This window comes from Pedobacter sp., assembly GCF_031119335.1.
Taxonomy (GTDB): Bacteria; Bacteroidota; Bacteroidia; order Sphingobacteriales; family Sphingobacteriaceae; genus Pedobacter.
Map to the genome: position 1 here is coordinate 253,448 of NZ_JAVHXT010000004.1, position 12,536 is coordinate 265,983.

The 12,536-nt window shown below is 37.7% G+C and carries 9 protein-coding genes; 6 read left to right on the plus strand and 3 right to left on the minus strand.

The annotated features are described in order from the left end of the window. Positions 1-35: 35 nt before the first annotated feature. A complete protein-coding gene (locus tag REI64_RS06620) occupies positions 36-1,226 on the minus strand; it encodes a formimidoylglutamase (RefSeq protein ID WP_308849321.1) in 1,191 nt (396 codons plus the stop codon). A gap of 93 nt (positions 1,227-1,319) precedes the next feature. Here REI64_RS06620 and REI64_RS06625 point away from each other — a divergent pair, with 93 nt between their 5' ends. The 4 genes from REI64_RS06625 to REI64_RS06640 all read left to right on the plus strand — a co-directional run bounded on the left by REI64_RS06625 (position 1,320) and on the right by REI64_RS06640 (position 6,211). After that, a complete protein-coding gene (locus REI64_RS06625; protein ID WP_308849322.1) occupies positions 1,320-2,282 on the plus strand; it encodes an NAD-dependent epimerase/dehydratase family protein in 963 nt (320 codons plus the stop codon). A gap of 111 nt (positions 2,283-2,393) precedes the next feature. Further along, positions 2,394-3,692: an HAD-IB family phosphatase gene (locus REI64_RS06630; RefSeq protein ID WP_308849383.1), complete on the plus strand. Its 1,299-nt coding sequence runs from the start codon at positions 2,394-2,396 to the stop codon at positions 3,690-3,692. Between the two features lie 381 nt (positions 3,693-4,073). After that, positions 4,074-5,039, plus strand: a complete 966-nt coding sequence (locus REI64_RS06635) for a tryptophan 2,3-dioxygenase family protein (protein WP_308849323.1) — start codon at positions 4,074-4,076, stop codon at positions 5,037-5,039. 104 nt (positions 5,040-5,143) lie between these two features. Further along, the gene (locus tag REI64_RS06640; RefSeq protein WP_308849324.1) at positions 5,144-6,211 is read left to right on the plus strand and encodes a branched-chain amino acid aminotransferase; all 1,068 of its coding nucleotides are present in this window, start codon (positions 5,144-5,146) and stop codon (positions 6,209-6,211) included. A 55-nt stretch (positions 6,212-6,266) separates the two neighbouring features. Here REI64_RS06640 and REI64_RS06645 read toward each other — a convergent pair whose 3' ends face one another. Continuing rightward, complete coding sequence (locus REI64_RS06645) at positions 6,267-8,066, minus strand: hypothetical protein (protein WP_308849325.1); 1,800 nt, start codon at positions 8,064-8,066, stop codon at positions 6,267-6,269. 176 nt (positions 8,067-8,242) lie between these two features. Between REI64_RS06645 and REI64_RS06650 the strand changes: the two genes are divergently transcribed. Continuing rightward, a complete protein-coding gene (locus REI64_RS06650; protein ID WP_308849326.1) occupies positions 8,243-9,088 on the plus strand; it encodes a Bro-N domain-containing protein in 846 nt (281 codons plus the stop codon). 9 nt (positions 9,089-9,097) lie between these two features. Here the strand turns inward: REI64_RS06650 and REI64_RS06655 are convergent, their stop codons facing one another. After that, positions 9,098-10,807, minus strand: coding sequence for a hypothetical protein (locus REI64_RS06655; protein WP_308849327.1), 1,710 nt, complete (start codon positions 10,805-10,807; stop codon positions 9,098-9,100). A 137-nt stretch (positions 10,808-10,944) separates the two neighbouring features. Here REI64_RS06655 and REI64_RS06660 point away from each other — a divergent pair, with 137 nt between their 5' ends. Next, the gene (locus REI64_RS06660; protein WP_308849328.1) at positions 10,945-12,480 is read left to right on the plus strand and encodes a MiaB/RimO family radical SAM methylthiotransferase; all 1,536 of its coding nucleotides are present in this window, start codon (positions 10,945-10,947) and stop codon (positions 12,478-12,480) included. Positions 12,481-12,536: the final 56 nt, after the last annotated feature.

A 12,536-nucleotide genomic window follows, 5' to 3' on the forward strand; every position in this document is an offset into this window, starting at 1 on the left:
AAATATACGAATATCTCGTACTACTTTTGTAAATATTAAGTTAGTTTTTGATAGGTGCGCCACCACAAATCTGGCATCTCGCCTTTTACGGCAGTATTGTAGTCTTCATACCTACAAGGCACCAGGTGAAAACGCTCATTTTTAGATCCATTTGCAGGATAAGGCACCTGCATCCACCAACGGTCAGATTTTTTGCTCTTCACGAAGTTTACTTCTGTTGCACCATCGTTTACGCTAGCTCTGTAGATAATATATTGAGATTTCGGTGTTAATGGAAAATCTTTCTTACGGCTGTAATAACCATCTACGAAATACCACACCATTTGCGAAAGCAGCATTGCGGTCTGTCCGCCTTTATCAAAAGCTGGATTAAACTCGTAGAAACCAATAGAAGTTAGCTTATCACTCATACCTGCGTAGCGTGAAATTCTGCAGGCATCTTCGCCGTAAAAACCGTTAGGTACCATATTTGTATTTCCACAAGCATCGCTAGAACGAATAGCGCCCATATCAAAACTTACCATATTCGCATTGCGGATTACTGGTTCAGAAACTGATAAATCAGAAACAAACTCTCCTAACCTGTGCACATCAAAATAGAGCTTATCCATTACCCGCAAACTATCCTGATTAACAAAATAGGTTTGATAACCCATATTGCTAAAATTAAATAGGTAATTAGGCTGATGTAAGAAAATCTTGGTTAAATAACTTTGAGAAGTCGTAGCTACGCCGTCAACGCTCTCGTTTTCGTCTTGTTCTAAATCAAAACGATTATCAACTACCAATAAATCAACTTTTTGCTCCAAATTTTCGTAGCCCATATACTGTGCATAGGTTAAATCTTGTCCTCCACCAATAATGATGGGTACAATATCCAACTTCACCAATTCGGCAACTACAGTTTTTAAAGCAAAATAAGTATCAGAAACTTCCTGACCAGCAATGATATTTCCTAAATCGATGATTTTTGTTGGCACTTGACCTTCGTTCAGCAAATAAAACTGTTCTCTAAAATAATCTGGAGCTAAAGAACAGCCATTATTGTTTATCGCACCCCTGTCGTCTTTTACGCCAATAATAGCCAAATCATACTTCTCTTCTTCCAAATCAGGAAATGTATCAGTATAAAACTCTACCTTCATCCCCAGTTGGCTGGTTAAAAAACCATTCCTAGGAGTGAATTTTTCTATATCTATCGGAGAAAAAAAATCTGATAAAGTCATAAAGCTATTTAAATTTCTGACCTCAAATATCTATTTTTGGGCGCATATATTAAGCGCATTTTTATTTTTTGTGCTTAAATCATCAAAAATGGAATGATACTCGTTACAGGGGCTACAGGTTTTTTAGGAGCAGAATTGGTAAAGCAGCTTACGGACCAAAATATAGAGGTTCGAGCCATTAGGCGAAGCAGCTCTAAAATTCCGGCTTTGCTAGAAAACAATACCTTAGTTTCTTGGCATATTGCAGATATCAACGAGCCTGAGGACTTGGCCGACGCCTTTGAAGGAATTACCAAAGTCTACCATTGTGCTGCTTTTGTTTCTTTTGACCCAAAAGACAAAGCCAAGCTTTTAAAAATTAACATAGAAGGTACAGCCAATATTGTAACCCTTTGCATAGAAAACAATGCTCGCTTGCTGCACGTAAGTTCCATTGCGGCATTGGGTTTCCCCAAAAAGGATGAATTAATTTCTGAGAAACATTTTTGGGATTACGACCCTAAGGCGCACAATTATGCCATTTCTAAATATCAGGGAGAAATGGAAGTGTGGCGTGGCATAGCCGAAGGATTAGATGCGGTAATAGTAAATCCAGCGGTAATTATTGGAAAAAATGCAGGCTTTAATGGCAGTGGAGCCATCTTCAAACTGGTAAAAGAAGGGCTGAAATTCTACACTGACGGTGCTACAGGCATTGTAGATGTAGAAGATGTAGCCAAATGCATGATTTTACTAATGGAAAGCGGCATTACCGAAGAACGATTTACATTAAGCGCCGAAAACCTACATTACAAAGATTTCTTCGCCCAAATTGCAAAAGGTTTCGGCATTAAAGCACCTGCCACAGAAGCCAAACGCTGGATGCTCGGCATTGCTTGGAGAGCCGCAAAATTCGCCTCCCTATTTACTGGAAAACCTTCGGCACTAACCAAAGATGCCGCCCGCAGTAGTTTCAACCTAAGTTATTATACCAACCAAAAGATTACAGACACCCTCAACTTTAAATTTAAACCCCTAAGCCAAAGCATAGCTGAAGTTTGCCATGCACTTAAATAAAAATGTTTATCCCGCTGATGGTACAGATAAAACCGTAGATTAATGAAGACAATGAAATCTGCGGAAACAATCAGCGAAATCTGCGGGAAAAAATTTGAACGAAAACAGAAAATGAAACAGCAAAACTTTTACATCATTGATTTTGATAGCACGTTTACTCAAGTAGAAGCCTTAGATGAATTAGCGAGAATTTCCCTAGCGAAACATCCAGAGCGTGAAGCTATCTATCAAAAAATTGAAGACTATACCAATTTAGCGATGGAGGGCAAGCTGTCATTTTCGGAAAGTTTAGCGCAAAGGGTAAAATTATTGGATGCAACAGAAGAGCACCTGCAAATACTCATCAAACATCTAAAGAAAAAAGTATCCAAATCTTTTTCACGCAATGCGGAATTCTTTAAAAAACATGCCGATGAAGTTTTAATAGTTTCTGGCGGATTTAAGGAGTTTATCACGCCAGTGGTTAGTCAATATCACATTAAAAAAGAAAACATTTACGCCAACACTTTTGTAACCACAGGTGATGGAAAAATTATAGATTACGACCATGCTAATCCCTTAAGCGAAGAAGGTGGAAAAGTAAAACTGATGCATCAATTGCAATTACAAGGCGATTTATATGGCATTGGCGATGGTTATTCGGATTACCAGCTACGTGAAAGTGGCTTGATTAAAAAGTTCTACGCTTTTACAGAAAACATTGCCAGAGAAAGCATCGTGACCAAAGCCGACCACGTTACGCCAAGTTTCGATGAGTTTTTGTATGTAAATAATTTGCCAAGGGCGATATCTTATCCTAAAAATAGAATTTTGTGCTTAGTCATTGGCGATGTACCAGCAGAAACAATTGCTTTTTTGAAAAAGGATGGATTTTCTATTCGACATAAAACTGAATTTGAAGAAAAATATGTGGCAGATGTGGGCATGTTATTTTTAGCCAATGGCGAAAAAATTGAGGAAGAAAAATTAAGAAGAGCCGTAAAACTGAAAACCATTGGTTATTTGGGTAGTGCTAGGAATAAGTTTTCTTTCCAAACCTGCAACGAAATGGGCATCGTAGTTTTCGACGACCCGAAATCAAACCCTCGTAACTCGTTGTTTATTCCGAAACGCGTAGCAGATTTCATGAACAAGGGAGCAACTTATTTAAGCAGTAATTTCCCTAATTTACAATTACCTGCTATCGAGAAATCGCATCGTTTAATCCATATCCATAAAAACGTTCCAGGCATCATGGCGCAAATCAATACCATTTTTGCCAAGCATAACATCAATATTGTTGGCCAGTTTTTAATGACGAATGCTACCATTGGTTATGCCATTACGGATATTAATGCGGAATATGATAAGCAATTGTTTAAATCGCTGAAAAAGATTGAGCATACGATTAAGTTTAGGGTTTTGTATTAATTTTATGGAACATTGCCGTCATGCTGAATTCATTTCAGCATCAGCCATACTAAACAGATCCTGACCTGTAGCGAAGCGGAAAGCTACGAAGTAAAATAAATTCAGGATGACGGCAGGCTAATGATAACGTTTAAATAAAAGCCAAATTGAAGTTTTCATCGTGGATACGTATTTCCAATTTTACGCTTATCATAGATAGGCCAAGCTAGTTATTGTCTTAATTTTAAGGATGCTGCAAAACTTTGCAGAATTAATTCCTCCCCCTACCCCCTCGAAGAGGGGGACATGCACTCGCTATAGTCGCTCCGTATCTCCCTCTGGAGGGAGAATTAAAGAGGGAGGATTAACCAAGAAAATACTATCGAATAAAGACAAAACAACATGGAACTAACTCCACAAATCAAAGAAAAAATCTCCCTGCTTCAAGAAAAGTATGAAGCGATGGGACAAGATATGGTCTCTTACCTAGATGGCCTTTTATACGCAGACTTCCTTACTTATTGGGATTACATTCACTTGGATACTTTGCTGAGTTTGCAAAGTCCGAAAACGCCGTTTCCAGATGAGGAAATCTTTATCATGTACCACCAAATTACGGAGCTATATTTTAAGCTTTCGTTACATGAATGCAGGCAAATTGCCGAACACGAAAATCTGACTGCAAAATTCTTCACAGACCGTGTAAAAAGAATTAATGCTTATTTCAATGCTTTAACTACCTCATTTGAAGTGATGGTAAATGGTATGGAGAAAGAGCAGTTTTTAAAGTTCCGTATGTCGTTGTTGCCAGCAAGTGGTTTTCAAAGTGGGCAATACCGTATGATTGAAATTTCTGCAACTGATTTTACACAACTGATAGATAAGAGCAAGCGTGAAGAACTAGCCAACGCATCCATCGAGGAAAAATTTGAGCACATTTATTGGAAAGCTGGAGCTACAGAATTAGCTAGTGGCAAACAAACACTAACCTTAAAGCAATTCATCAACAAATACGCTGCACAGTTTTTGGCTTTAGCGAAAGAAAGAGAACACAGCAATTTTGCATCGCTTTATAAACAACTAGATGCTAAAGGTGAAGACGTAACTTTACTAGCAGAAGAGTTACGTAAACTAGATTTGTACGTAAATGTAGAATGGCCTTTATCGCATTACAAATCTGCTGTGCGTTATTTAGAAAAAGACCCAGTAGACATTGCCGCAACTGGCGGAACGAATTGGCAGAAATACCTGCCTCCGCGTTTCCAAAAAAGAATTTTCTACCCGTTTTTATGGACTGAAGAACAGATGAATGAGTGGGGAAAAGGCTGGGTACTTAGTGTGCTGCAAACACTCAAAAACAAACATTAATTCTTCGCAAAAAGTTAAAAAACACTTGATTTTTAGTACTTTTGCAGCAAATAAAAAAGAACGTCTGCGTTTAATGGGCAAACGTTTTTACAAAATTCTATAAAATGACCGAAACATTAGACATCAAAGTAACCAAGGTTGAGCAAACTCGCCTTACTGTTACTGATTTTTCAGAGTTACCATTCGGTAAAGTGTTTACCGACCACATGTTTTTGTGTGACTATGAGGATGGTGTATGGAAAAACCCTAGAGTAGTTCCTTATGGCCCAATCCCGATGAGCCCAGCAATTTCTGCGCTGCATTACGGACAAGCTATTTTTGAAGGTATTAAAGCCTACAGACTACCCGACGGTAAAATCAGCATCTTCAGAGCTGACAAAAACTTCCTGCGTTTTAATAAATCGGCAAGAAGAATGTCTATGGCCGAAATTCCTGAAGAAATCTTTATGCAAGGTATGGCTACTCTTATCAATGTTGACGAAACGTGGGTACCTAACCAAGAAGACTACGCATTATATATCAGACCGGTAATGTATGCTACCGACCCTTATTTGGGTGTTAGACCATCAGACAGCTATACATTTGCGATTTTAACTACGCCTACTGGCAAATATTACAACAAAGCTTTAAGAGTTAAAGTAGAAACTGAATTTACTAGAGCTGATGATGGAGGTGTTGGTTACGCTAAAACAGCGGGTAACTACGCTCGTTCACTATATCCATTTGAGGTAGCTAGAAAAGAAGGTTTCGACCAACTGATTTGGACTGATGCGCAAACGCATGAGTTTATTGAAGAAGCTGGAACAGCAAACTTAATGTTCGTAATTGATGGTAAATTAGTAACTCCAGCGGTTAGAACTACAGTTTTAGATGGTGTAACTAGAGATACCATCATCCAATTAGCAAAAGCTGATGGTGTTGAGGTAGAAGAAAGAAGATTATCTGTTAAAGAAATCATTGAAGGTATTGAAAACGGCAAGTTAACAGAAGCATTTGCTGCTGGCACTGCTGCAGCAGTAACCCATATTGGTCAAATCAACTATCAAGGTAAAGATTACACTTTAACAGATGTTGCTACAAGAACAATTTCTAACAGCATTACTAAAAAGTTAAATGATATAAAATATGGTTTAGCTCCAGATACTTTTGGCTGGAACTGGGTGATTTCTTAATCGCAATAAGCAAAAAAAACAATAAAGCCTCGAATTTAATTCGGGGCTTTGTTTTTTAACGATTTTTGGCACGTTCCAATCTCCTCATTTCACGACGTAATTTTCGTTTGTCGCGTTCATCCTTCATGTTTTCAAAACGAGTTATATAACTTTTAATTTCAGCTTCCTTTTTCGGCGTAAAACCAACACTGTACTTTACGCCTTGAAATAAGGTTTTCCAAATGTAGCTGAAGAACGAAGCTGTAGGTTGCCGCTGATAGTTGATGGGTGCCACTGTAAACTTCCCATCATCAGAGGGATTGTCGGAGTAAATTACCATTGCATTAGCTAAAAGCGATAAAATCCCCAGTCGTTTTAAACGTTCGCCACCCTCATGTTTCTTCATTAAACCCAACGATAAATCGTTGTAAACAAATTCGATTTCCCCAGTAGCTACATCATTATTGGCTTTAATATCGAATGCGAAACTGCGCACCAAACAGCTCTTAATCTGCAACATCGCCAAAGGTTTTGTAATGTAGTTCAGCTGACGGCCATCCATATTTAGCAGCCTTCCCTGGTAAGAAAAATCTGCTTTAGGAGCTGTTACGTTAAACTTGAAACCAACATTTAACTTTCCCTGTCCCATCAAATAGCTTTCCAAATTCGCCTCAATTATTGGGTTTAATTTTTTATACTTCTGTTCGTTGGTTACATTGCTAATCACACCAGATGTGTTGTTAAAATTAATCCTTCCCCGCTGTTTACTCTTTGCATCAAATTCAGCGTAGCTGATATCCAATTTGTTTAGGACTATTTTTTTAATGGTGATGGGAATATTGATTTTTTGCAGCAACTGATGTGGAAATCTGCCCGTTTTATCTTTCAATAACTTAGGATAAGAATTGTCGTTAAAAACCGATAAAGTGCCATCGGCGATATTCATTTCTTCCGCCAATATTTCTCTTTTTTTGATATAGGAAAATAAGTTAATTCCATAAAAATCGATGTTGTTTAGCTTTAATGAATAGCGATCGCGAGCATAACCGCTTACCTTGGGGAAATCCTGTTCTGAATAACGTGGTTCTAAAGCAAACTCTTTGATGTTGAGTTTCTTCTCCGATGCACTAAATTCAAATTGGCTTGCCTTAATGTAATACATACTATCTGGCGTAGCGAAGGTATAGTTGTTCAAATACACATAGGCATCCTTCAACAAGTAAAACCTGCTTTTATCTTTTGCAGACGCAGAATCTATCAACCAATCTTTTAAAGTAATGGTAATGTTCGAAATGGTGTCAACATCAGCCTGTGCTTTATTGTTGTCTACATATTTAAAGCTAGCGTTCTTAAAATCGATTGTTTTCACATGCAGCGCACTAAACATGTTTTTGATGTAATCGTAAGGCGACTTTTCTGGTTGCGGCAATTTATCCTCGTTAAATTTCAACGATTTGTTCACCATCGTAATACACGGATTATCAAATAGTAGCAGATCTATTTCAAGCTGCCTATCAAAATACGCTTTAATAAGATGGAATTTTTTAATGCTCAGTTTTTTGAGTTTGATTTGATACAAATTGTTTGGTGCTTTTTTCTCTTGCACCAACTTCCGGTACACATTGGTATCCGCTATCAAATTTACCTCGGTTAGCGACGCATTACCAAATAACGGATTTACGTTCACTTTATTGAAACTGATGTGATACAAACCATTGGTAGCCTTGTTAACTACCGCTCCTAACTCTTGCTGTACAATGGGTTTTATTTTACCAGAAACGTACCAAGCTGTGCAACCTACAATTATTACCAAAACCAATAATACACCCAAAATCCATTTAAATTTTCTTTTGTGCTTGGATAAGGGTTTCAGCATTGTTGATTTGGCGCTAGGTTTATTAACCCAAGATACAGATTTTAAGGGAATTTTGAAGGAGTAAGTTTCGAATGCCCAAATAGCATTAAATCTTAAAGCCCCCTATTACTTGTTGAATTTAAGTGCTTTTATCAGCAAAACCATTTTATTATATTTACGATACATTTACTACAGCTATGACAAAAGAAAACGCAATAAAACTATTCGAACAAAAGCAGGTTCGTACCCACTGGGACGAAGAACAAGAAAAATGGTACTTTTCTATTGTTGATGTAATTGGCATTTTAACTGATAGTCCCAATCCGAGGAAATATTGGAGTGTGCTTAAAACACGGTTAAAAGCGGAAGGAAGCGAGTTGGCTACAAACTGTAGTCAACTGAAAATGCGTTCCACAGATGGCAAACTCTACAATACCGACGTAGCTGATACCGAACAACTTTTCCGCTTATTACAATCTGTCCCTTCCAAAAAGGCGGAGCCTTTCAAATTATGGCTTGCAAAAGTTGGTCGAGAACGTTTAGACGAAATAGAAGACCCAGAAATTGGTATTGATCGTATAATGGAAACCTACTTAAAAAAGGGTTACAGTAAAGAATGGGTTAATCAGCGTTTAAAAAGTATAGAGGTACGTAAAGAACTTACCGATGAATGGGAAAATAGAGGTATAAAAAGAGGGCAAGAATATGCAATTTTAACTGATGAGATAACCAAAGCTTGGAGTGGCCTTTCCGTTAAAGAATACAAAAAACATAAAGAGCTTAAAAAAGAAAATCTACGAGATAATATGACCAACCTAGAATTGGTGCTTAATATGCTTGCAGAAGCCACTACTACCGAAATAAGCAAAGAGAAAAAACCTAAAAGCTTTTTAGAGAGCAAAAAAATAGCAAATGATGGTGGCACCATTGCAGGAAACACAAGAAGAGAAATAGAAGTGAAAACTGGGAAAAAAATTGTGACAAAAACCAATGCAAAAGTAATTAGCACTAAAATCGATGTTAAGAAAATCAAGGGTAAATAAGAAGTAAACCTATTTCTTCTTATTTGGTTGCTCCCCTTTTTTCATCGGCACAATGCCAATGCCCACAATTTCTCTCATGCCCTTAAAAACAGACTTCCACATAATATTAAAGAAAGAAGCCTGCGGTTCTCGCTCATGTGTTACATTAGCAAACCTCCCTTTTTCACCAGGGATATTATCATCTTTGATTAAAATGGTATTCGCTAGAAACGACAGCAAACCTTTCTTCTTCTCTTTTCCTTCGCTGTCTTCGCCGAGCATTTTAATTTTTAAATCTTTGTAGTAGAAGTATACCACACCCTTTGAGCCAGCGCTGTTAGCAGAAATATCAAAACTCGCCGAAGTTACCTGCCCACTTTCCAATTCTATTTGCCCCAAAGGCTTCGAAATAGCGTTAAGTGCCTTTAAATTAAAACCGCCTACTTTCCCTTTGTAGCTAAATGCGCCATTATTTGAAGCCAAGTGGAAATCAATTTTCACGTTCATTTTTGCAGCCCCCATTACATAGGTGTTTAAATCTGCGTAGGCATGGCTTTGCTTCGCCAATCTAGCACTATCATTAGTTAAATTGGTAATTTTTCCATTCAACCCATCCAGTTTTACTGTACCTATTTCACTTGTTTTTGGATTGTATTCGCCATAAGCCACGTTCACTTTTGCAATATTTAACTGTTCAACAATAGTAGGAATAGGCAGGCGCTTAAGCGCCATGTGCGGGAAATTTCCAGCTTTGTTTAATCTCGATGGCGGCAACTCCCTATTCATAAACACATTTACCTGTGCCGGACCAAGGTTAATCGCTTTTACAAAAAGTTCACCATTATTGTTCAGTCCAACATAATCAATCCCAGAAAGGCTAATTTTCTTAAAGTCTAAATCGTAGCGGTCTTTCTGAACACTATACTTCCTACTAAATTCAATCTTCGGGTATTTCGGTTCCATTTTAAAACCTCGTATTTCCAAATCTCTTCCAGTTATAGAACCTCTCAAGGTATCTAATTTAAGAGTATACAATCTGTCTTTGGTTTCTGATTGATAACCCAACAATTCGAAACCGATGTTTTTGCTGTGAAATACACGAGTAGTATCAAATTGTGCTGCAGAATCAATTAAAACATCTTTAACATTTATTGAAAGATGCTTGATGGCATTGAGTTTTCGTTTGCCATTGTAATAATCAAAATCGGCATCTATCACTTTAATTTGGCCAATAGAAATAGACTTTAGCGACTTTGAAATTTGCTGATATAAAGTACGTTCATCTTTAACCGTATCTGGTCGCTTTGGCACTTTATGATAAATCATATCGATAGATGGGTGGTCTAGAATGATGGCTGATAAACCAACTTTCTTTTTAAAATAAGCCGTAAGAATGCCTACTCTTGATATTTTAAGATGCGCTAACTTAATCCTGAACAAATGGGTTGGTGCCTGCTTTTTTTCCTTCAGTTGCTGAAATACATTCGTATCAGGCATTAAACTGATACTATCTAAAACCGCCGTACCCGTAAGCACATTTAGATGAATATCCTTAAAATTGATTTGGTACAAACCATTAGAAGCGTTACTTACGCCTTCTTTAATTTTAGTGGTTAAGGTTTGTTTCCATTTAGCGCTTAAAATTAGCGCTGCAATACCTAAGATTAAGATAAGTGACCCTAAGATGCCACCAAACCAATACCAAAATTTACGCTTGCGGTAGAAAGTGTTCTCACTCATGAAGTTTCTTTTATCCTCGTAAAGACAAAAAACGTATAGCTATTGTTTTAAATCATAAACAGATTGTAAAATTCCTGCCATTCTGTCATTTATCATTTAATTTTAGTACTTTTGAAGCCCGTAAATTATATTTTTTGATGATTGATTTTAAGCTTCAGGATAAAACACACGACGAAACCCGCCAAGGGGAAGCATTGCTGTTAGAAGGAAAAAGTGGTGATGGTAAAAAGCTTTACATAGAAAGTTATGGTTGCCAAATGAATTTTGCGGACAGCGAAATTGTGGCTTCTATTCTTTCTGAAACTGGCTTCGAGACCACTGGCGACTACCAAAATGCCGATGTGATTTTCATTAACACTTGTTCTATCAGAGAGAATGCAGAGCAACGTGTGCGAAACCGACTGTCGCAATTTGGGGTAGAAAAACGTAGAAACCCGAAATTGGTAGTGGGTGTTTTGGGCTGCATGGCCGAGCGTTTGAAAGCCAAATTTTTGGAAGAAGAGAAGTTGGTAGACGTGGTAGTTGGCCCGGATGCTTATCGTGATTTACCGAAATTAATTAACCAAGTTGAGGATGGACATAAAGCAGTTAACGTTATTTTATCTCGTGAAGAAACTTATGCAGATGTAAGTCCGGTGCGTTTAAACAGCAACGGAATTACGGCATTTGTAACCATTATGCGTGGTTGCGATAATATGTGCTCATTCTGTGTGGTTCCGTTTACAAGAGGAAGAGAACGCAGTAGAGATCCATTTTCTATCATCAAAGAAGCAAAAGAATTATTTGAAAACGGCTACCGAGAAGTTACCTTGCTTGGGCAAAACGTAGATTCGTACTTATGGAGTTCGGAAAAAGCGCCAAAAAAGGTTACTGATGATGCTGCCGATGATATGAATACCTTGACAGGTGACGCTTTATTAGATGCCCTGAGCAACAAAACTGATTTACCTTCTGCATTAATTAAGGAGCATTCAGAGGGTTCTGTAAATTTTGCTCAGTTATTAGCTATGGTTGCTGAAATTCACCCAGATTTAAGGGTTCGTTTTTCTACCTCGCACCCTAAAGATATTACCGATGAAGTACTTTACACCATCGCTAAATACGATAATATTTGTAACTACATACACTTGCCTGTTCAATCTGGTAACAGCAGAATTTTAGCTTTAATGAACAGAACTTATACCAGAGAGTGGTATATGAACAGAATTGATGCGATACGCCGTATTATTCCGGGCTGCGCCATTTCTTCTGATATTATTGCTGGTTTTTGTACAGAAACTGAAGAAGAACACCAAGATACTTTGAGCATTATGGACTATGCGAAGTACAATTTTGCGTATACTTTCTCTTACTCTGAGCGACCAGGAACTTTGGCTGCCCGTAAATATGCAGATGATGTTCCGGAAGATGTAAAAGCTCGTCGCTTGGCAGAAATCTTCAAAAAACAACAGGAAGATTCGTTGGCTTGTTTAGAAGAATTTGTTGGTAAAACAGTAAAAGTTTTAATTGAAGGATTTTCTAAAAAATCTGATAAGGAATATAGAGGCCGTAACGATGAGAATGCAATGGTTGTTTTCCCAGTTACCGATTCGGTAAAACCTGGTGAGTACGCAAACGTTTATATTGAACGTTGCACATCGGCTACGTTAATTGGCAAAGCAGTTAATAATTAGATATGAGATATGCGTATTGAGATTTGAGACATGTTCTTGTCGCAATACGCTAAATC